We start from the raw sequence: 20,637 nt of genomic DNA on the forward strand, positions 1-20,637 counted from the left end.
CGCGCTCGCCATCAACCTGCGCGCTCGCGAATACGAGCGGCTGAATTCCTAACGGCTTCTTTACGTTCTCCTCTGGCACTATTCACATACGGGAGAGTTTCCACTGGAGCGGTTGCGGGACAGGTGATTACGTGGGGGAAGGCGCGACGAGGGCATGCACGGAGCCTGGGTGTGGCGGCACAGTACTGGATGGCTTCTGCGACGAATGCGGCCTTGCCCCTGCTGATCCCGAGCAGTCCGGGGCGTCGGCCCGTTCGATCCCGGGTCCGATGTTGTCCGGGCGGGCCAGCAGGCGCGGCTCGAGCAGGTCGTCGTCACGGTCGGCACGATCGAGCCGCGGACGGCTGGGCGCCGGTTTGGTCACGGTGGCGCCGGTGCCCTACCGCGATCCGTCTTCGGCGATTATGGCGGAGCCGAAAGTAGCTGAGCAGCATCGCTTCTGCGGCAACTGCGAGAAGCCGGTGGGGCGCGCGAACGGTGGACTGCCCGGTCGGGTCGAAGGGTTCTGCAGGCACTGTGGCACCGCGTATTCGTTCGAGCCGAAGCTCGTCGCCGGTGACGTAGTGGCGGGGCAGTACGACGTGCTCGGCTGTTTGGCGCACGGTGGCCTCGGCTGGATCTACCTGGCCCGCGACCGGAATGTCAACGACCGGTGGGTGGTGCTCAAGGGTCTGCTCGACATCGGAGACGCGGATGCGATGGCCTCGGCAGCGGCCGAACGCCAGTTCCTCGCCTCGGTCGAACACCCGAACATCGTCAAGATCTACAACTTCGTCCAGCATCCTGATCCGAAGACAGGCAAGCCGGTCGGCTACATCGTCATGGAATACGTCGGAGGGAACTCCCTGAAGGAGTTGCGTTCGCGCACCGCGGCCGACGGCAGGCTGGAGCCGCTGCCCCTTGCGCAGGGCTTGGCCTACATCCTCGAGATCTTGCCCGCCCTCGGCTATCTGCACGAGCAGGGCCTGCTGTATTGCGATTTCAAGCCGGACAACGTGATTCAGAGCGAAGAGCAGCTGAAGCTGATCGACCTCGGCGCGGTCCGCAGGCACGACGACCAAGACAGCGCCGGCTACAAGACCGACGGCTACTGCGCTCCCGAACTCGAATCCGACGGCGCCTCAGTCGAATCCGATCTCTTCACCGTCGGACGCACGCTGGCCGTGCTCACGTTCAATTTCGACTTTCGACACCGCTTCCGCTACACCTTGCCCGAGGCCACGGAGGTGCCGCTGCTCGCGGCGAATCCCTCCTTCCACCGGCTGATTACGCGCGCCACCGCAGCGGACCCGAATGTGAGGTTCGGCTCGGCGGGGGAGATGGCTGAACAGGTAACCGGGGTGCTGCGCGAGGTGGCCGCCGCGCAGGACGGTGTGCCTAAACCCGCGCCGTCCTCGGTGTTCGGCACGGAGCGCGCGGTGTTCGGTGCGGAGCTCGACATCTGGCCCGCGGCGCTGAGGTCACGCGTGGTGGCGTCGGCGCTCCCTGTGCCGCTGGTGGATATCCAGGATCCGGCGGCCGGCTTTCTGGCGACCGTGACCACCTCGGATCCGCGACAGCTCGAAGCGGCGTCGGCGACCATGCCCGGCTCCGTGGAAGTCGCGCTCGCGCTGATCCGAGCCAGGATCGAGGTCGGCGAATTCGATACGGCGCGTGCAGAGCTGGACGCGCTCGAGCAGACCGAGAACGCCGACTGGCGGATCACCTGGTACCGCGGGCTCGCCGCCATGGCTATGGGCGACACCCGCGGTGCGCAGCGTGAGTTCGACATCAGCTACAGCACGCTGCCCGGCGAACCCGCGGCGAAACTCGCGCTGGCGGCGGCGTGTGAGTGTTGCGCCGACTACGCGGCGGCGGCGTCGCTGTATGAAGCGGTGTGGCGCACCGATCACGGCTACGTCAGCGCGGCGTTCGGTGCGGCCCGTACTCGGTTGGCGTTGCGGGACATCGCGGGTGCGGTCGCGGTGGCCGAATCCGTTCCGGCCAGTTCGAATTTCCACCTCGCCGCGCAGTTGGTGGCGATTCGGTCTCGAGTCGCCGGGGGAGCCGACGAACGTTATCTGGTTGAGGCGGGTGCGATCTTGGCGGCGCTTGACCTCGACGCCGAGCAGTTGGCGTTGACGAGTATCCATGTCCTCGATGCCGCCCGGCACATGGTGTCGCAGTCCCCGGCGATGTTCAACGGGTCAACAGTTCTAGGTTGCACGCTGGACGAACGATCGGTGCGCGGCGGACTCGAGCGACAGTACCGAACCTTGGCTCGGCTGGCGCGAGACAAGGCCGAGCGTCGCGCGCTGATCAACCGTGCAAACGCGATTCGTCCAGTGACCTGGGTGTGAGCCTTGCGGAGAAAAGGGAGGGGCCGATGGCCGTAACGATGGCGCGCGCCGATCTCGGGCGGGCGCGGGCTCCGCGCTTGCGGTCGTGGCTGCCTGATCGTTCCGACGTTCCGGGGTGGATCCGTGTGGTCGCCGTTCTGGCTGCGGGCGGGGCGATCGGGTTCTTCCTGCTGCTCGCCGCGGCGGCGGGGACGGTCCGGTCCGGATTCGACTCGATCGGACACCGCACCGCCCCGCAGGTCACCGCCACCGAGGACCTGTACTTCGCACTCTCGGATATGGACGCTCAGTTGGCGAATATCGTTCTAGCAGGCGGTGATCCGGCGTTGGCCAAGACCCGCGGCGACGCACTGGCGGAGTACGAGACGCGCCGCCTGCAGGCCGATGCCGACCTGCAGCAGGCAACCATGGTGGCCGGTGCCGACCAGTCGGCCCAGCGCACGATTCGCGACATTCTCGATCGGCTCGGACGATATGAGGCGTTGGCGGCGGAGACGATGCTGCGCGTCGATCTCGCCCGCAACCCCGCGGGCGCGCCCTCGCCCGAGGTGCTCGCCTCGTATCGGGAGGCCACCGATCTGATGCGGCCCACCCTCGAGTCCGCACACCAGCTCAGTGGCACCAATGGCGCGGCGCTCGAGCGCTCCTATCAGGACACCGAACACGCTGCCGGTAGCGCCAGGATCTGGCTCGCGGTCCTGGGCACACTGGTTCTCGCCACCCTGGCAGGGCTGCAGATCCTGCTCCGCGTGAAAACTCACCGGCGCCTGAATCCGGCACTGGTGGTCGCCACGCTCGTCGCGGGCGGACTGATCGTCGGCGCTTTCGCCGCGGTGGGCGAGGTGTCCGACGACCTGCGTGTCGCGAAGAAGGACGCCTTCGACTCGCTACTTGCCCTGCGTCAGGCGCGCGCGGTGAGCTATGACGCCAACGCCGACGAGAGCCGCTACCTCGTCGACCCGGATCGCGCCGCGCGCTACGAGCAAGCCTTCCTGGACAAATCGAATTCATTGGCCGATGTGCGCGCCGATCGAATCGGCGCCTACGCCGACGCACTCGACGCGGCGCTGAGCGCCTACCGTATGAACAACGCCGACATACGGATCGGCGGATTCTTCGGTACCGAGCTGCACAACATCATCTTCGCAGGCGAAGGTCAGGCCGCAGCCCAGACGCTCACGGCATTCCAGCAGTACCAGCAAGACGACCGAGTCATCCGGCGGCTGGCCCAGACCGACCGTCGTGCCGCGATCACGGTGACCACCGGAACCTCGAACGAGGACTTCCGCCGCTACGACGACGCGCTGTCCGCGGTCATCGACATCAATCAGCGTGCATTCGACTCGGCGATCTCCGATGGCGTGAACGCGATCGGCGGCTGGTCCGCCGTGCTGCCCTACGGCGGTGCGGTCATCGTTGTGGTACTGATCGGCGCCGGGATCCGGCCGCGCCTGGCCGAGTATCGGTGAAGCGGCACAGGCAGATTCGGGTGTGCCGGGCCATCGGTGTACCTCATCCACCGCCACTACACCTTGGTCCGTGCCGAACTCGACATCGATGAGGGTAACGAGGAAACCTTGCCGAGCCGAGGTGCACGCCATCGTGCTGGTGTCGGGCTGGACGAAGGCGTCCCAGCGCGTCGTGCAGTTCGCTCGCGCCACTCGCCCTGACACCCTCACCGCAATCACCGCAATCACCGCAATCACCGCAATCACCGCAATCACCGTCAACGTCGACGACACCGATACCCGTCTGCTACACCAGAATTGGGACCGCCACAACGTCACCATCCCGCTCGAGGTGATCGAATCCCCCGACCGTGAAATCACCCGCCCGGTCCTGGACTACATCAAACGCCTCCGCCGCGACCAGCCACGCGACGTCGTCAGCGTCTCCATCCCCGAATACGTCGTCGGCCACTGGTGGGAAAACCTGCTGCACAACCAGAGTTCACTGCGGCTGAAGGCACGGCTGCTCTTCGAACCGGGCGTCATGGTGACCAGTGTGCCGTTCCAGCTGCGATCCTCGAGGGACCGCGACCTGTCGCGGGAAGACCACCGGTTCGGCGAAATACGAAGAGGCATAACAGGTTCGCGCTTCGATCGACAGTAGTCATCGCGGCGGAAGCAGAGTATGCGTGGTCGAGCTACAAAGCCGCCGCGGCCCCTGGTCGGGTGCCGCGGCGGCTCCGATATCCCGGCGTACCCACGCTGCTCGATGACGGGTACGCCGAGGCCGGTCAGCGCCGTCCGGGCCGATGGCCGTGGTTCGCCTTCTTCTTGCGACGGGCACGTTTCTTACTGGCTCGTTTGGACAATGTCGTGTGTTTCCTTGCTCTGGGTTTCTAGTGTTCAGGCTGCGAACGCGAGCTGATTGCTCCACGCCGCGAGTCGGGTGCGAGCGCGCGAGTTACGCACCAGTGCAGCCGGTTTAGCCAGCTCCAGGCCCTCGTAGTAGCCGCCGTTGACGACCGGGGTTTCTGGCGCGCTGAGCGCCGCCAGCAACGATGCGGCCGCCTCGAGCGAAGCGGTTCGATGGCTGCGCAGTTGCGGCACGTCGATCTCGAAGTCGGCGGGGTGCACACTCACCGCGGTGAGCCTCTCCGGCCCGGTCTCGGCCAGTGACCGGCCGAACATGGTGAGCGCCAGCTTGGCTTGCGCGTAGATCGCGATCGGGGTGTAGATGCCGCGGTTGCGGTCCAGGTCCGAGTAGTCGATATTGCCACCGGCATGCAGCTTCGAGGTCACCGTGACCACCCGGCCGCGGGCCGCCGCGATGGCGGGAACCAAGGCCATCGTGAGGCGCTGCGGCGCGAGATAATCGACCTGGAAGGTCAATTCGTGCCCGTCCTCGGTGTGCGTGCGTCGCTGCGGGGCCGCGATGGACGCGGTGTTGACCAGCGCATCGAGGCGGGGTAGTTCGGCGGCGAGGGCGCGGCCGAGTTCATCGACCTCGGTCAGGCGGGCGAAGTCGGCGTGCACCATGCGGACCCGACCGGATTCGGTCTCGGCCGTCAATCGTTGCATTGTCTCGTCGGCGCGGTCCTTGTGCAGGACATGCGCGATGACGGTGGCGCCATCGGTGATCAGCCGCTGCGCGGTGGCGAAGCCCAGGCGGCCGTCGATACCGGTCACCAGTACGGTACGGGCGGCGGGCGAGATTGTGGACATAGTTCTCCCATCAGATGAGCGCGCACGTCCGGCACCGCACAAGGCGAGGCGCGGGACGTACGCGAAAAGGCTCGCGATCAGACGTCGCGGAGAAAGGTGGAACGTCGCAGGGTCAGTGGCGACACCGCACGGCACAGATCAGCCGAACGGCACTCAGATCGGTGGACCGGCTATACCGGACTCGGCGGCTCGTCCTCGCTCCCGAAGCCGAACAGCTCCAGGGTGGACGGCATGCGCTCCACGCGGTGGCGGGCAACATCGGCGACTCTGCGCAAGGCGCGATGAGTGCCGAAAGTTGCGGTCATACCGGGATTTAAACCCATCGCACGCATCGCGGACAAGTGCTGCGCGCTGTCTTTGACGGATTCCTAGCAGATTTCGTTGATCGAGGCGTCGTTCTATCGGGATCGGCTCGGGCTGATACTGCGTGTCGGCACTCGGTCGGTGAACCTGGACCAGCCCGGTATCACGGTAGAGTGGCAGCAGGCGGCCGAGTCATCGCGGTTCCGGGTGTTGTCCAGCGGGATGCCGCTGTGGGAGGTGCTGTATCCGAACCTGCCGGCCGACGGCGATGTCGGCTTGTTCGTTCGTGATGTGCTCGCAAATGACCTGCGGCGTTCCCGGTTGTTCGCGGGCCCGGGCAGGTAGCGGCCGGGGTAACAGTGTAAAGAGCATGTAATTGCGTCTGCTGCAACGTATTCCTGCGTTATATCCCAGTCGCTCGCCGACCAGCACATGTGCTCGGTTCGGCAATCCGCACCCATAGCCGGCGAATGTTGTTGTACTCCGGCATGTATCAGGTTCCCATCAAATCTGTCGGCTGGATCTGGACTCGGACAGCTCGTACGTGTGATCGTCATCGGGGGTTTGTGTCAGGAGGAAACAAGTGGTCAATCAGCTCGAGGTCGACCCAGACCAGCTGCGGAACGCAGGCGATCTGATGTTTCAGCTGTACTCCGCTATCGATCGGGTGAACAAGACGCTGAGCGGCCAGGTCGACGGGTCGAACGAGCCGTGGGGTGGCGACAGCTACGGCAGCTCGTTTTTCGGCGATGACACATCGGGGTACAAGGCCGGCCGAAAGGGGCTGATCGACGGTCTGCAAAACATGACTACGACGGTGCGGGAGTACGCGCAAGGAATGCTCGACGCTGCCGACGCACTGCGGGCTCAGGAGTTGGCATCCGCCGACAGCCTGCGTGTCTGAGGTAGCACGTGTCGATCAACATGCCGCCGGAGCTGCAGTGGCTCGGATATATTGCCGGCTCCGCGTGGCCGCAGGGCGACGAGGATCAGATGTGGTCGTTGGCCAAGCAGTGGTATCAGGCCCACGACGATCTGCAGACTCTCCTGCCCGATCTGCACGGCGCGATTACGGCTGCCTTGAAGGCCTACCCGTCCGGTGACGGCAGGGATCAGATTTCGACGGCTCTGAACAAGCTGGCGGATGGCGACAACTCGATCCCGCACCTGGCCGATCTGCTGAATAACATGGGCGACGCTGCCGACGGCATGGGCACCGAGATCGAATACATGAAGCTCATGATCATTACCTCGCTGGCCGAGCTCGCGTTCGAGATCTTGCTGGCGTGGATCTTTCCGCCGACCGCACCCGCGGTCGAAGCGGCAGCCGTGGCCGGCACCCGCGCCATCCTGCGCCTCGTCTACAGCCGGACGATCGGCGTCATCGAAAGGCTGCTGGGCAAGGTGCTCGGACAGCGGCTGGCCTCGTTTCTGGTGCGTCATGTCGCCCTGAGCACCCTGCTCGGCTCGGCGCAGGATCTGCTGATTCAGGCGGGCCAGGTCGCGGCCGGTCACCGAAAGGGCGGCATCAACTGGCAGCAGGTCGGTATCACGGCAGCGAGCGCCGCCGCCGCAGGCGCGGCCGGTGGGGTGGTGGGCAAGCTGGTGGACAAGGGGTTCCACTACATCCCGTCACCCACTCGGTTCGCCCCCGTTGCCGATGTCGGTAAGGGGTTGGTGGCGGGTGCCGTGTCCGGCATGGCAGGCGCCGGTGCGGGTTACCTTATGGGGACCGGGGTGTATTCGGCGATTACCGGCACCAATTTCGGGGACAACATCAAGAGCAACTGGGGCAACCAAACAATTACCTCCGGCGCCTCCGCCGGTGGCCTGGCGGGCGGATTCAAGGCCGGGGCAAATAGCTGGGGCGCCAGCCGCATTCCCGGGCCCGGCGGCGTGGACGTTCCGTCGTTCGACGGGTCCGCGGTTTCTTCCGGCAGCAACTCTTCGCGGCCGCCGAGTGTGACCAGCCACTCCGAATCTGGAGTGTCACAGGATCTTTCGGTCGGACAGCGCGGCGGGAACAGCCAGCCGGTTGTATCGGCGGGTGAGCACGGGCCGCTCGCGGACCAGTTGAGTCAGAGTTTCAATCCGGGTTGGACTTTGGAGCCGTTGAATCCGCATTCGGTATCAGGTGGCGGCACCGGCCCTCGGCCCGGCAGCGTCGATGTTCCCTCGTCCGATGGCTCCTCGGTGCTTTCCGGCAGCAACTCTTCGCGGCCGCCGAGTGTGACCAGCCACTCCGATCCTGTGGTGTCACAGGATCTTCCGGTCGGACAGCGCGGCGGGAACAGCCAGCCGGCCGGGTCGGCGGGTGGATACGGGCCGCTCGCGGACCAGTTGAGTCAGAGTTTCAATCCGGGCTGGACTCTGGAGCCGCTGAATCCTCATTCGGTATCGGGTGGCGGTACCCACGAAATCGGTTCCGGCCAGGGCCAATCCGTGCCGTCGACCGCGTCGAATGCGCCGACTACGCCGATCGAGCCGGCCACGCCGACTACGCCGACTACGCCGACTACGCGGACTACGCGGACTACGCGGACTACGCCGACTACGCCGACTACGCCGACAGAACCGGCCACGCCGACCGAGGCGCCTATGCCAACACCATGGGGCACAAGTTGGGAGTTGCCCAACACGCCGCGGTTCTTCCCGACGCCATCGGCCGACTCCTTCACCGCGCCACCAGACTTGGCGCCCGACCTCTGGCGGGGTTTGGGCGGGGCACCCGGTCCGACGTCGGCGCAACCGCAGGGCGGTGCGGCAGTTCCGGCAGGTGCGTCAGCCCTCCAGCAGAATGGTGATCGGGCCGTCGTTAACCAGCGTGATGTGCATGTGGGCACCGAACCGCCCGGTCGCAACGGTGGCGCCCAGGTCACGAAGGGTCGCGGTGAATCGGTCGACCAGAGGTTCAGCGATCGGGCCGGGAGCAGCAGCGGACCAGGAGGGCCGACGCCCCTTGCCGGTGTCGGCGTGGAGGGTGAACTGACTGATCACCAGGATGGGAGCGTGCAGGTCAGCGGCGGAGCGTTCACCGTCCAGAATCCGAAGCCGGAATAGCTTGTCGGCCAATGCCTTCGCGGTCATCTCGTCCATCGCAGCACCGCCTCGGTGGCCTCGGGGCCGCCACGTGTGCGACGTGCCCGACCAGGTGGTGCATGAGTATCGGTGAGATCGGATGCCAGCGCAGGACCCCGCCTTTCTCGCGCAGCTTCACCAGGCAGTCCTCGACGTCGAGATCACGCACTCCCAGCTGTAGCGCGGCACCCCGGCGGCAGGCCGTCTCGATGTGCAGCCGCACGATCAGCGCATCCAGCGTCGGGTCGTTGCCCGTTGTCGCCGCGACGTGGGCGAGCTCGCGCACCTGCTCACCGAGTTGCTGGCACGGCTGTTGCGGGCGCGCCCGCTCACAGCACGCATCCTTGCAATGGTCTCGCGTCGCACACCTACCGAAGTGCGAGGTGTTTCGAAGATGTTCGGATCTTGTGGCTACCGCCGGGACAGCGCGTGGACAAAACGTTAAGGCCGTTGCCCGGTATGCCGGGGTGCGCGTTCGATGTGGAACGACATTCCGAACGTGAGAACCCGGTGAAATCCCCAGTGACAATCGAAAACATTCTCGGCCTCATCGCCGCACTCGCGCTGGCGGTGTACCTCATCGTCGCTATTCGCCATGCGGAGCGATTCTGATGACCACCATTACGCGGGAACGCAACCAAGAACAGCCGCAGACGATTGGACGCGTCGCGGGCGGTGTGCTCGACCGCAAGCACTTGCTGCCCGCGCTGCCAGAGGCGCTGCGCAAGCTCGACCCCAGAACTCTGTGGCGTAATCCGGTCATGTTCGTGACCGAGGTCGGCGCTGTGATCACCACGGTGCTGGCCGTGGTGCACCCTTCGCTGTTCGGCTGGCTGATCACTGGCTGGCTCTGGCTGACCGTGCTTTTCGGCAACCTGGCCGAGGCGGTCGCGGAGAGTCGTGGTCGTGCCCAGGCGAATACGCTGCGCCGAACCCGCCGGCAGACCGTTGCCCGGCGGCTGATCGGCTGGACCGAGGACATATCGGACCTCCACGAAGAGACCGTCGCCGCGGGTGAACTCCAGCGTGGTGACATCGTGTGGGTGGAGGCGGGCGAGCTAATTCCCGGTGATGGCGACGTGATAGAGGGCGCTGCGAGCGTGGACGAGTCCGCGATCACCGGTGAATCGGCGCCCGTTATCCGCGAGGCGGGTGGCGACCGCTGTGCGGTGACCGGGGGCACCAAGGTGCTCTCCGATCGGATCGTGGTGCGGATCAGCCAGGAGCCGGGTGCGAGCTTCCTGGATCGGATGATTGTTCTGGTGGAGGGCGCCAAACGGCAGAAGACTCCCAATGAGCTGGCGCTCAATCTGCTGCTCGTCGCGTTGACCTTCATCTTCCTGATCGCGACGGTGACCCTCCAGCCGATGGCGATCGACGCCAAGGCGATCATGGCCGCCGCGCCCGACACGCTGGCGATCAGCAGCAGCGGCATCGCGGTGATAGTCCTTGTCTCGCTGTTGGTCTGCCTGATCCCGACCACCATCGGCGCGCTGCTGTCGGCCATCGGCATTGCGGGCATGGACCGCATGGTGCAGCGCAATGTGCTCGCCATGTCCGGCCGCGCGGTCGAGGCGGCGGGTGACGTGCACACTCTCCTGCTCGACAAGACCGGCACCATCACCTTCGGCAACCGGCAGGCGAGTGAGTTCGTGCCGGTGGCCGGGGTGACCGAAGACGAGATGGCCGAAGCGGCCCAGCTGGCCAGCTTGGCCGACGAGACCCCGGAAGGCCGCTCGATCGTCGTCTATGCCAAGACCCGGTACGGCCTGCGTGAACGTGAGCCCGGTGCGGTCGGTAGGGCCGAGTGGGTGTCGTTCAGCGCGCAGACCCGCATGTCCGGAGTGGACGTGGGGGACAGGAAGATTCGCAAGGGTGCCGCGACCGCGGTGATGAAGTGGGTGCGCGACAACGGCGGTCATCCGACCGAGGACGTCGGCGAGACGGTGGACGCGATCAGCGCCGCCGGTGGTACTCCGCTCGTGGTCGCCGAACTGCGCACCCGCGGACCCGCCCGTGCGTTGGGCGTCATCAATCTCAAAGACGTTGTCAAGCCGGGTCTTCGGGCGCGCTTCGACGAGATGCGGCGGATGGGCATCCGCACGGTGATGATCACCGGCGACAATCCGCTCACCGCCCGCGCCATCGCGGAGGAGGCCGGCGTCGACGACTTCCTGGCCGAGGCCACGCCCGAGGACAAGCTTGCACTGATCCGTAAGGAGCAGGCCGGTGGCCGCTTGGTGGCGATGACCGGTGACGGTACCAACGATGCGCCCGCGCTCGCGCAGGCCGACGTCGGCGTCGCGATGAATACCGGGACGACCGCCGCCAAAGAGGCAGGCAATATGGTCGATCTCGATTCCGACCCGACAAAGATCGTCGAAATCGTCGAGATCGGTAAGCAATTGCTGATCACGCGGGGCGCGCTGACCACGTTCTCGATCGCCAACGATATCGCCAAGTACTTCGCGATCCTGCCCGCCATCTTCGGCGTGATCTATCCGGGCCTCGCGGGTCTGAACATCATGGCGCTGCATTCGCCGCTCTCGGCGATCCTGTCCGCGGTGATCTACAACGCGATCGTGATCGTCGCGCTGATTCCGTTGGCGCTCAGAGGGGTTCGCTACCGACCTTCGAGTGCGTCGGCGCTGCTCACTCGCAACCTGTGGGTGTACGGCCTCGGCGGCGTGGTCGTTCCGTTTTTCGCGATCAAGGCCATCGACCTTGTCGTCCAGTTCATTCCAGGGATCTGACAATGACTCGTCTTCCGCAGTGGGTCGCCCAGCATGTGGCCGCCTTGCGTGTCGTCATCGTGCTCACGGTGACCGTCGGCCTGATCTATCCGCTGGTGATGGTGGGCATCGCCCAGGTCGTATTCGGCGACAAGGCCGACGGCTCCCGAATCACCAAGGACGGCAAGGACATCGGCAGCAGTTTGATCGGACAGGCCTTCACCGACTCCGACGGCAATCCGATCAAGAAGTACTTCCAGAGTCGGCCGTCCGCGGCGGGCGACGGGTACGACCCGACCGCATCCGGCGCGAGCAATCTGGGGACCGAAAGCGTGGTCGACGTGCTGCCGGATCCGGCAACGCCCGACTCCGGCAAACCGGGTCTGCTCACGCAGGTGTGCACGAGGAGTAAGGCGGTCGGCGAGTTGGAAGGCGTCGACGGATCGCGGCCGTTCTGCACGGCCGACGGCGTGGGCGCCGTACTCGGCGTATTTCGTGCGGATGGGCTGACCGGCAAGGCAACTCGCGTGGTCAGCCTGAACCAGGCCTGCCCCGCGACGCCGTTCGTCGCCGCCTACGACGGTGTCGCGGTCGAATGTGGCCGTCCCGGTGAGGATTACAGCGCCGCACTGATCGTGCCCGTTCGCGGTGACGCGCCCGCACGACCGAAAGTGCCCGCCGACGCCGTCACGGCCAGCGGTGGCGGTCTGGATCCGCACATCTCGCCCGCATATGCAGCGCTTCAAGCGCCACGGGTGGCTGCCGAACGCAACATACCCCTGGACCGGGTGACCGCGATCGTGCACGAGCACACCAGCGGTCGCGCCCTCGGGTTCCTCGGTGAGCCCGTCGTGAACGTCCTCGAACTCAATCTCGCCCTCGACCGGGAGCACTGATCATGTACGGCTGGCTACAAGCGCTCGTCATCCTCGCCGCCGTGCTGATCTTGCACGTCCCGCTCGGCGACTACATGGCCAAGGCGCTCAACGGAGACCATCACTTCGCGATCGAACGTCGGCTCTATCGGCTCTGCGGTGTCGACCCGGATCGTGAACAAGATTGGCGGCACTACATTTTCGCGCTGCTGGCGTTCTCGTTCATCAGTATCGTGGCGCTGTTCGCGCTGCTCACCATGCAGCCGCACCTTCCGTTATCCCTCGGCCACGAGATGACCTGGCAGCAGGCACTGCACACTGCGGTCAGCTTCACCACCAACACCAGCTGGCAGAACTACGCGGGGGAGAGCGCGACCGGACACCTGGCCGTCATGGCGGGGCTCGGGGTGCAGGCCTTCGCGTCGGGTTCGGTCGGCATCTGTGTCGCCCTCGCTCTGGTGCGTGCGCTTGCTCGCAGGGGTGGTCAGGAAGTCGGAAACTTCTGGGTCGACCTGTGCCGAAGCATCTTCCGGGTCATGCTGCCGCTGTCGATCGTCTTCGGCATCGTGCTGATCGCCCTCGGTGTGCAGCAGAACCTGGCGGGTGCGGACAGCGTGGGCACCGTCGCGGGCGGTTCGCAGACTCTGATCGGCGGGCCGGTCGGGTCGTGGGAGCCGATCAAACTGATGTCCGGTGACGGCGGTGGCTTCTTCAACGCTAACAGTGCGCACCCGTTCGAGAACCCCAACTCGTTCGCCAATGCGATCGAGATCCTGTTGATGCTGCTCATCCCGACCGCGTTCATCCGCACGTTCGGCCGGATGACGGGCAACCTGAAGCTGAGCTGGACGTTGCTGGTCGTGGTCGGCATCCTGTTCGCGGCGCTGCTCGGCGCGGGCACCATCGCGCAGGAAACCGATACCGGCACCGTTGCCGCCGCGGTGGGCAGTCATATGGAGGGCACCGAGACGCGGGTCGGGGTGCCGGGCAGCACGTTGTTCGGTGTCGCCGCGACCGCCAGCGCGGACGGCGCCGCGAGCGCCTCCTACGACAGCTTCTCCAGCCTGGGCAGCGGCGTACTGACCGCGGCCATGATGCTGGGCGAGATCTCCCCGGGCGGCACCGGCAGCGGCCTGTACGGGTTGCTCATGGTGGTGCTGGTCGCGGTGTTCCTCGGCGGCCTAATGGTCGGGCGCACACCCGAATTCCTCGGTAAACGCATCGGTTTCAGCGAGATGCGCTACGTCGTGCTGTACTCGCTGGTCGCCCCGACCGCCATCCTGGCGCTGACCGCGCTGGCGATCGGTTTGCCCGACGGCCGTGCCTCGATGACCAATGCGGGAGCCCATGGGTTCACCGAACTGCTGTACGCGTTCACCAGCAACGTCAACGGCAACGGCAGCGCCATGGCCGGTTTCAACGGCAACACCACCTTCTTCAACCTCACCATGACGGTGGGCATGCTGATCGGGCGCTACCTGCCGATGGTCTTCGTGCTGGCGCTGGCGGGCAAGCTGGTGCAACAGCAGCCCATGCCGGTCACTGTCGGCACGTTGCGCACACACGGTGTCAGCTTCGTGGTCCTGGCCACCGGTGGTGCGTTGATCCTGGCGCTGCTGAACTTCCTGCCCGCCCTGTCACTCGCATCATTGGCGGATGCCATGACCGGATAGCCGACAATGGAAAATGTGAAACGCGGCGAACTCCGGATCTACCTCGGCTGCGCACCGGGCGTCGGCAAGACCTACCGGGCGCTGGACGAGGCACACCGCCGGGCCGCGCGCGGGACCGACGTGGTGCTGGGTCTGGTCGAGACACACAACCGGACCCACACCTCGGCCCTGCTGGACGGCCTGGAACTCGTGCCCCGCAGGACCGTGAACCATCGGGGCGCCGAGTTCACCGAGATGGACCTCGACGCGATCCTGGCCCGAAAGCCGCAAGTGGCGGTGGTGGACGAGCTCGCGCACACCAACGTCCCCGGCTCCCGCAACGTCAAACGCTGGCAGGACGTCGCTGAACTCCTCGACGCCGGGATCACCGTGCTCAGCACGGTCAACATCCAGCACCTCGAATCGCTCAACGACGTGATCACCCAGATCACCGGAGTGGTCCAACGCGAGACCGTGCCCGATGTGGTCGTGCGAGCGGCCGAGCAGGTCGAACTGGTCGATATGACACCGGAAGCGCTGCGCCGCCGGATGGCACACGGCAATATCTACGCATCCGACATGGTGGACGCCGCGCTCGGGAACTACTTCCGGGCGGGCAACCTCACGGCACTGCGTGAGCTGGGCCTGCTCTGGCTCGCGGACAAGGTCGACGATCAGCTCGACCGATACCGCGCCGAGCACGGCATCACCCGCACCTGGGAGGCACGCGAACGTATCGTCGTCGCCCTCACCGGCGGCCCCGAAGGTGACACCATCCTGCGCAGGGCGGCCCGCATCGCCGAACGCACCACAGGCGCCGAACTGGTCGCCGTGCATGTGGCGCGCAGTGACGGCCTGATCGACGCCGGGCCCGGCCACCTGATCCGGCAGCGGGCCATGGTCGAAGGCATGGGTGGCACGTATCACCAGGTGATGGGCAATGACATCGCCACCGCCGTACTGGATTTCGCGCGCGGGGTGAACGCCACCCAGTTGGTGATCGGTGCCAGCAGGCGCGGGCCGATCGCGGCGCGACTTTCGGCCGGCGTCGGCAGGTCCATCAGTGCGCAGTCGGGTGCCATCGATGTGCACCTGGTGCACCACGAAGCGACCGCCGAGACCCGCCGTCCACGATCCGGCACATCCGTACTCAGCAGGCGCCGCCGCGTGAGCGGATTCGCGGTCGCGGCGCTGGGGCTGGGCCTGCTGTTCGCCGTTCTCGTTCCGGCGGGCGGCGAGGTGAGCTTGGGCACCGACATCGTGCTCGTGCTCGCGACGGTTATCGCGGTCGCGATGATCGGCGGGTTGTATCCCGCGGTGGCCGCCGCCGTGGCGGGATTCCTGCTGCTGGATTACTTCTTCACGCCGCCGATTCACAGCTTCGCTATCGCCGATGGCCAGGATCTGGTGGCGTTGGCGGTATTTCTGCTCGTGGCGGTCGCGGTGAGCACGGCGGTCGAGGTCGCTGCCCGGCGCACCGCGGACGCGGCACGCGCAAGCGCGGAGTCCGACACCTTGTCGACCCTGGCGGGCAACGTCCTGCGCGGGGATTCCGCGCTGCCCGCACTGTTGAACCGGCTGCGCGAGACCTTCGCCATGACCAACGTGACCCTGCTGGAACGTCATCCGGACGCCGGGCCGGGGCCGGATCTGCAACGCGATCCCGATAATTGGCGCATCGTGGCGACCAGCGGCGAACAACCCAGCCGCGCACCGGACGAGGGCGATGTGGAGGTGCCCGCCGACGACAACCTGACGCTGGTGCTGCGCGGGCGTCCGCTGCTCGCCGCCGAACAGCGGATCGTTGCCGCCTTCGCCACCCAAGCCGCGGTAGCCCTGCACCAGCAGCGCCTGGCCGAACAAGCCGCCGCGGTGGCGCCACTGGAAGAGGTGGACCGTATGCGCACCGCGCTGCTCTCGGCGGTCAGCCACGATCTGCGCACCCCGCTGGCCGCGGCGATAGCCTCAGTCGCGAGCCTGCGCGGGACCGATGTGGAGTTCTCCGCGGAGGATCGCGACAGTCTGCTGGCTACTGCGGAGGAGTCGCTGGACCGCTTGAACCGGTTGGTGGTGAACCTGCTGGACTTGAGCCGGCTACAGGCGGGCGCACTCGGTGTGCATCTCAAGGATATCGGCGTCGAAGAGGTAATGCCTGGGGTCATCGATGAACTCGGTGCTGAGGGCACCACGGTCGAGCTGCGCGTCTCGGACGATCTACCCGCCGTCCGCGCGGATCCCGCGCTGCTGGAGCGTGTCCTGGTGAACCTGATCGGTAATGCGTTGCGCTACAGCCCATCCGACCAACCCCCTGCGGTCACAGCGGACAGACAGCACAACCAGATCGAGATCAGGATCGTCGATCACGGCCCCGGCATTCCGGAGGCTGATCGGGAACGGGCATTCCAGCCGTTTCAGCGCTTGGGCGATCGATTCCACACCAACGGGGTCGGACTCGGCCTCGCGCTCGCCCGCGGGCTCACCGAAGCCATGGGCGGCAAGATCATTCCCGAGAACACTCCCGGCGGCGGGCTTACGATGATCGTCACCCTGCCTTGGAGTTGATATGACCCGGGTTCTCGTGGTCGACGATGATCCCCAGATGCTGCGCGCACTCGCCATCAATTTGCGCGCCCGCAAATACGAAACCCATCTGGCCGTCGACGCGGCGGCCGCGCTGCGCGCCGCCGCCGATCGTCACCCGGAGCTGGTCGTGCTCGACCTCGGCCTGCCCGATATGGACGGCCTCGAGGTGATCAGTGGTCTGCGCGGTTGGACCGACGTGCCGATCCTGGTGCTGTCCGGGCGTGGCGACCGGACCGACAAGGTGGTCGCCCTCGACGCGGGCGCCGACGACTACGTGACCAAACCGTTCGACATCGACGAGCTGTTCGCCCGCATCCGAGCGATCACCCGCCGCAAGTCACCCATCGAATCCGATGTGAGTGCTCGAATCGGTATGTACGCAATTGATCTCGCAGGCCACCGCACCGACCCCGCGGTCCGTCTGACCAAGACCGAGTGGCGGATCCTGGAAGTCCTGCTCCGCAACTCCGGCAAACTCGTCACTCAACGCCAGCTGCTGCAGCAGGTTTGGGGCCCGTCGTACAGCACCGAAACCCAATACCTGCGCCACTATCTATCCCAACTGCGCCGCAAACTCGAACCCGTCCCGTCCCACCCGCGCTACCTGCTCACCGAACCGGGCATGGGCTACCGCTATCAGCCCGAAGGTTAGTGCACTCGGGGCGCGTGGTCGGCGATCGGCTGTCTTCCGTTGCGGCCCTGCAGTTCTCATGACGGTGAACACGGCGAGGGCCGGTGACCTGAGGTCACCGGCCCTCGCCGTTCAGTGATCCGTCGACTGACGCCGGAAGGCACCGGAGGCCGTCGACTATTCGATGAATGGCCTCCGGCCCGCCGAGGTCAGCCTAGGAATGGGTAGTTGTTGTCGAGGTCGATGTTGAGTTCGACGACGTTGACTGTTGGTTCGCCGAGGAAGCCGAGGGTCCGGCCGTTGGTGTGGGCGTCGACGAGTTGGCGCACCTGGTCCTCGGAGATGCTGCGGGCCTGGGCGATTCGGGCTACCTGGATGGCCGCGTATGCGGGGGAGATGTGGGGGTCCAGGCCACTGCCGCTGGCGGTGACGGCGTCGGTGGGGACGGGGGTGTCGGTGGAGGCGTCGCCGTAGATCGGGACGATCCGGCCGATCGAGTAGTCCTCGCCGGGTTTGGCGCATTCGACCTGTACACCCTCGTAGGTGGACAGGAACGGCTGCGTCGGGCACGCCTCGTTGACGCTGACGACCTGCACCGGGTGCGAGATGCCACCGTTGGCGTCGCGCGGGCCGATCACCGAAAGCACCGCACCGACACCGTCTTTGGTGCAGAACGGACGGCTGCCGTCGACACCCTCACGGTCGCCGATCGCCTTGCTGCGCGAGCACACCGTGGAGAGCAGGCTCAGCTTCACGTTTTTCGGATCGGCGTCCAGAGTGTCCACGATGTTCTCGGGGCCGAGGTTGGATGCCGCGGTGGCCGTCGGGTCGTAGCCGTTGCTGCCTGCCGCGGACGGGCGGCTCTGGAAGTACTGCACCAGTGCATTGCCGTCCTTGTCGGTGAACGACTGCCCGATGAGGCTGGAGCCGACGACTTTTCCGTCGACGGTGATCAGTGAGCCTTCGGCTTTGTCGTGCAGGCCGGGCAGCTGAGCGATCGCGAAGATCGCCAGCGGATAAATGATTCCGGTGATCGCGGTGAGCACCAGTAGCGCACGCAGCGCGGCAAGGTGCTGCCGGATCCAGGTTGACATACGCATATCAGGACATCCCGGGGAGGAGTTGGACGACGAGGTCGATGAGCTTGATGCCGATGAACGGCGCGATGATGCCGCCGAGGCCGTAGATCGTCAGGTTGCGGCTCAACAGTTTCGACGCGTTGGTCGGGGTGTAGTTGACGCCGCGCAGCGCCAGCGGGATCAGCGCGATGATGACCAGTGCGTTGAAGATGACCGCTGAGAGGATCGCAGACTGCGGGCTGGCCAGTCGCATGATGTTGAGCTTGTCGAGGCCGGGGAAGATCGCGATGAACATCGCGGGCAGGATCGCGAAGTACTTGGCGATGTCGTTGGCGATGGAGAAGGTGGTCAGCGCGCCACGGGTGATGAGCAGTTGCTTGCCGATCTCCACGATCTCGATGAGCTTGGTCGGATCCGAGTCCAGATCGACCATGTTTCCGGCTTCTTTGGCTGCTGAGGTGCCGGTGTTCATCGCGACGCCGACGTCGGCTTGGGCCAGGGCGGGTGCGTCGTTGGTGCCGTCGCCGGTCATCGCGACCAGTCGGCCACCGTCCTGCTCCTTCTTGATCAGCGCCAGCTTGTCTTCCGGCGTGGCCTCGGCGAGGAAGTCGTCGACGCCTGCTTCGTCGGCGATGGCTTTGGCGGTCAACGGGTTGTCGCCGGTGATCATGACGGTGCGGATGCCCATGCGGCGCATCTCGTCGAAGCGTTCCCGCATGCCCTGCTTGACGACGTCTTTGAGGTGGATGACGCCGAGTACCCGTGCTGTGCCGTCGTTGACCTCACCGACGACCAGCGGGGTGCCGCCGGAGGCGGAGATGCCGTCGACGGTCACGCCGACCTCGGTGGGCACGGTGCCGCCTTGGGTGCGCACCCATTCGGTGACGGCGCTGGCGGCGCCCTTGCGTAGCTGGTGGCCGTCGGACAGGTCGACACCCGACATTCGGGTCTGGGCGGTGAATTCCACCCAGGTCGCGCCGGTCAGTTCGCCGGGGGTGCGTTCGCGCTTGTTGTACGCCTGCTTGGCGTAGACGACGATGGATCGACCTTCGGGGGTTTCGTCGGCGAGGCTGGAAAGCTGTGCGGCGTCGGCCAATTCGTCATCCGGAATGCCGGGCACCGGGACGAATTCCGAGGCTTGCCGGTTGCCGAGGGTGATGGTGCCGGTCTTGTCCAGCAGCAGGGTGTTGACGTCGCCCGCGGCCTCGACGGCGCGGCCGGACATGGCCAGCACGTTGCGCTGGACCAGCCGGTCCATGCCCGCGATGCCGATGGCCGAGAGCAATGCGCCGATGGTGGTCGGGATCAGGCAGACCAGCAGCGAGACCATGACGATGCCGGTGATGCCGTTCAGGTCGAGTGCCTGGGTGTCGGGCACGCCCGGGTTGTTCGCCTTCGAGAAGATCGCCAGCGGCTGCAGGGTGACCACAGCGAACACGAAGATGATCGTCAGCGAGGCGAGCAGGATGTTCAGCGCGATCTCGTTGGGGGTCTTCTGCCTGCTCGCACCCTCGACCAGAGCGATCATCTTGTCGATGAAGCTCGCGCCGGGCTCCTGGGTGATCTTGACGACGACCCGGTCCGACAGCACCGTGGTGCCGCCGGTTACCGCGGAGCGGTCACCGCCGGATTCCCGGATGACCGGTGCGGATTCGCCGGTGATGGCCGATTCGTCCACCGACGCGATGCCTTCCACGACATCGCCGTCACCGGGGATGACCTGGCCCGCCTCGACGACCACGTAATCGCCGCGCTGCAGTGCTGGTGCGGCGACCTTCTCCTCGACCACCCGGGCGCCGGGCGACCAATCGACGAGACGCCGAGCCATGGTGTCGGTCTTGGCTTTACGCAGTGAGTCAGCCTGTGCCTTGCCGCGTCCCTCGGCGACTGCTTCGGCGAGGTTGGCGAAGATGACGGTGAGCCACAGCCACACCACGATCGCCCAGGCGAAGAAGGTGGGGTGGGCGATCGCGAGGATGGTCGACCAGACGGCGCCGATTTCGACGATGAACATCACCGGGTTTTTCCACATGGTGCGCGGGTCGAGTTTGCGCGCGGCGTCCGGCAGCGAGGTCAGCAGCATCTTCGGGTCGAGTGCGCCGCGGGGGACCCGGCCGCCCTTGTGCTCGGCCTGCTTTTTCGGATCCTCGGACACGGCGGCGGAACCGGTCGATTCAGTAGTGGGACTGGTCATT

General features: G+C 66.0%; 16 protein-coding genes and 2 pseudogenes. 12 read left to right on the forward strand and 6 right to left on the reverse strand.

Translation table 11 applies throughout. The features are described 5' to 3' along the window. Positions 1–131 precede the first annotated feature (131 nt). The 3 genes and pseudogenes from ACV7NQ_RS26870 to ACV7NQ_RS26880 all read left to right on the forward strand — a co-directional run. The gene (locus ACV7NQ_RS26870) at positions 132–2,339 is read left to right on the forward strand and encodes a tetratricopeptide repeat protein (protein WP_463362165.1); all 2,208 of its coding nucleotides are present in this window, start codon (positions 132–134) and stop codon (positions 2,337–2,339) included. Between the two features lie 26 nt (positions 2,340–2,365). Beyond that, complete coding sequence (locus ACV7NQ_RS26875; protein WP_463362166.1) at positions 2,366–3,808, forward strand: hypothetical protein; 1,443 nt, start codon at positions 2,366–2,368, stop codon at positions 3,806–3,808. A gap of 45 nt (positions 3,809–3,853) precedes the next feature. Continuing rightward, a pseudogene (locus tag ACV7NQ_RS26880) lies at positions 3,854–4,451 on the forward strand (DNA-binding protein); the annotation flags it as partial. A 127-nt stretch (positions 4,452–4,578) separates the two neighbouring features. On the opposite strand, the gene ACV7NQ_RS26885 reads toward ACV7NQ_RS26880, so the two are convergent. From ACV7NQ_RS26885 to ACV7NQ_RS26895, 3 genes are all read right to left on the reverse strand, one after another. Further along, positions 4,579–4,656 (reverse strand): 50S ribosomal protein bL37, encoded by a 78-nt coding sequence (locus tag ACV7NQ_RS26885; RefSeq protein WP_463365830.1) that lies wholly within the window; start codon positions 4,654–4,656, stop codon positions 4,579–4,581. 34 nt (positions 4,657–4,690) lie between these two features. Then, positions 4,691–5,509 carry an SDR family NAD(P)-dependent oxidoreductase gene (locus ACV7NQ_RS26890; protein WP_463362167.1) on the reverse strand — a complete coding sequence of 273 codons (819 nt, stop codon included), beginning with the start codon at positions 5,507–5,509 and terminating at the stop codon, positions 4,691–4,693. Positions 5,510–5,679: 170 nt separating this feature from the next. After that, positions 5,680–5,814 (reverse strand): hypothetical protein, encoded by a 135-nt coding sequence (locus ACV7NQ_RS26895; protein WP_463362168.1) that lies wholly within the window; start codon positions 5,812–5,814, stop codon positions 5,680–5,682. Between the two features lie 76 nt (positions 5,815–5,890). Here ACV7NQ_RS26895 and ACV7NQ_RS26900 point away from each other — a divergent pair, with 76 nt between their 5' ends. From ACV7NQ_RS26900 to ACV7NQ_RS26910, 3 genes and pseudogenes are all read left to right on the forward strand, one after another. Further along, on the forward strand, positions 5,891–6,157 hold the full coding sequence (locus ACV7NQ_RS26900) for a hypothetical protein (RefSeq protein WP_463362169.1): 267 nt from the start codon (positions 5,891–5,893) through the stop codon (positions 6,155–6,157). A gap of 238 nt (positions 6,158–6,395) precedes the next feature. Then, positions 6,396–6,716 (forward strand): hypothetical protein, encoded by a 321-nt coding sequence (locus tag ACV7NQ_RS26905; protein WP_463362170.1) that lies wholly within the window; start codon positions 6,396–6,398, stop codon positions 6,714–6,716. 20 nt (positions 6,717–6,736) lie between these two features. After that, positions 6,737–7,147, forward strand: a pseudogene (locus ACV7NQ_RS26910) (WXG100-like domain-containing protein); the annotation flags it as partial. A gap of 1,446 nt (positions 7,148–8,593) precedes the next feature. On the opposite strand, the gene ACV7NQ_RS26915 reads toward ACV7NQ_RS26910, so the two are convergent. Beyond that, a complete protein-coding gene (locus ACV7NQ_RS26915) occupies positions 8,594–8,992 on the reverse strand; it encodes a D-aminoacyl-tRNA deacylase (RefSeq protein ID WP_463365831.1) in 399 nt (132 codons plus the stop codon). Positions 8,993–9,400: 408 nt separating this feature from the next. Between ACV7NQ_RS26915 and ACV7NQ_RS26920 the strand changes: the two genes are divergently transcribed. Genes ACV7NQ_RS26920 through ACV7NQ_RS26945 form a run of 6 tightly spaced genes read left to right on the forward strand, consistent with a single transcriptional unit; the run spans position 9,401 to position 17,384 of the window. Beyond that, positions 9,401–9,502 carry a potassium-transporting ATPase subunit F gene (locus tag ACV7NQ_RS26920; RefSeq protein WP_463362171.1) on the forward strand — a complete coding sequence of 34 codons (102 nt, stop codon included), beginning with the start codon at positions 9,401–9,403 and terminating at the stop codon, positions 9,500–9,502. Then, complete coding sequence (kdpB, locus tag ACV7NQ_RS26925) at positions 9,502–11,643, forward strand: potassium-transporting ATPase subunit KdpB (protein ID WP_463362172.1); 2,142 nt, start codon at positions 9,502–9,504, stop codon at positions 11,641–11,643. The genes ACV7NQ_RS26920 and kdpB (ACV7NQ_RS26925) overlap by 1 nt, the downstream gene beginning before the upstream one ends. A 2-nt stretch (positions 11,644–11,645) precedes the next feature. Then, on the forward strand, positions 11,646–12,518 hold the full coding sequence (locus tag ACV7NQ_RS26930; protein WP_463362173.1) for a potassium-transporting ATPase subunit C: 873 nt from the start codon (positions 11,646–11,648) through the stop codon (positions 12,516–12,518). Positions 12,519–12,520: 2 nt separating this feature from the next. Then, the gene (gene kdpA / locus ACV7NQ_RS26935; RefSeq protein ID WP_463362174.1) at positions 12,521–14,170 is read left to right on the forward strand and encodes a potassium-transporting ATPase subunit KdpA; all 1,650 of its coding nucleotides are present in this window, start codon (positions 12,521–12,523) and stop codon (positions 14,168–14,170) included. A gap of 6 nt (positions 14,171–14,176) precedes the next feature. Continuing rightward, positions 14,177–16,711, forward strand: coding sequence for an ATP-binding protein (locus ACV7NQ_RS26940; RefSeq protein WP_463362175.1), 2,535 nt, complete (start codon positions 14,177–14,179; stop codon positions 16,709–16,711). Between the two features lies 1 nt (position 16,712). Further along, complete coding sequence (locus tag ACV7NQ_RS26945) at positions 16,713–17,384, forward strand: response regulator (protein WP_463362176.1); 672 nt, start codon at positions 16,713–16,715, stop codon at positions 17,382–17,384. A gap of 188 nt (positions 17,385–17,572) precedes the next feature. On the opposite strand, the gene ACV7NQ_RS26950 is transcribed toward ACV7NQ_RS26945, so the two are convergent. Next, positions 17,573–18,463: a potassium-transporting ATPase subunit C gene (locus ACV7NQ_RS26950; RefSeq protein ID WP_463362177.1), complete on the reverse strand. Its 891-nt coding sequence runs from the start codon at positions 18,461–18,463 to the stop codon at positions 17,573–17,575. Between the two features lies 1 nt (position 18,464). Beyond that, positions 18,465–20,636 carry a potassium-transporting ATPase subunit KdpB gene (gene kdpB, locus ACV7NQ_RS26955; protein WP_463362178.1) on the reverse strand — a complete coding sequence of 724 codons (2,172 nt, stop codon included), beginning with the start codon at positions 20,634–20,636 and terminating at the stop codon, positions 18,465–18,467. Between the last annotated feature and the right edge of the window lies 1 nt (position 20,637).

The sequence above is a fragment of the Nocardia sp. Tas62D01 genome (assembly GCF_055232035.1).

Excerpts from the sequence above, each read along its gene's own strand:
- ACV7NQ_RS26890 (WP_463362167.1), bottom strand. The coding sequence starts at position 5,509 with ATGTCCACAATCTCGCCCGCCGCCCGTACCGTACTGGTGACCGGTATC.
- ACV7NQ_RS26945 (WP_463362176.1), top strand. The coding sequence starts at position 16,713 with ATGACCCGGGTTCTCGTGGTCGACGATGATCCCCAGATGCTGCGCGCA.
- ACV7NQ_RS26875 (WP_463362166.1), top strand. The coding sequence starts at position 2,366 with ATGGCCGTAACGATGGCGCGCGCCGATCTCGGGCGGGCGCGGGCTCCG.
- ACV7NQ_RS26950 (WP_463362177.1), bottom strand. The coding sequence starts at position 18,463 with ATGCGTATGTCAACCTGGATCCGGCAGCACCTTGCCGCGCTGCGTGCG.
- kdpB (WP_463362178.1), bottom strand. The coding sequence starts at position 20,636 with ATGACCAGTCCCACTACTGAATCGACCGGTTCCGCCGCCGTGTCCGAG.
- kdpA (WP_463362174.1), top strand. The coding sequence starts at position 12,521 with ATGTACGGCTGGCTACAAGCGCTCGTCATCCTCGCCGCCGTGCTGATC.
- ACV7NQ_RS26940 (WP_463362175.1), top strand. The coding sequence starts at position 14,177 with ATGGAAAATGTGAAACGCGGCGAACTCCGGATCTACCTCGGCTGCGCA.
- ACV7NQ_RS26895 (WP_463362168.1), bottom strand. The coding sequence starts at position 5,814 with ATGACCGCAACTTTCGGCACTCATCGCGCCTTGCGCAGAGTCGCCGAT.
- kdpB (WP_463362172.1), top strand. The coding sequence starts at position 9,502 with ATGACCACCATTACGCGGGAACGCAACCAAGAACAGCCGCAGACGATT.
- ACV7NQ_RS26930 (WP_463362173.1), top strand. The coding sequence starts at position 11,646 with ATGACTCGTCTTCCGCAGTGGGTCGCCCAGCATGTGGCCGCCTTGCGT.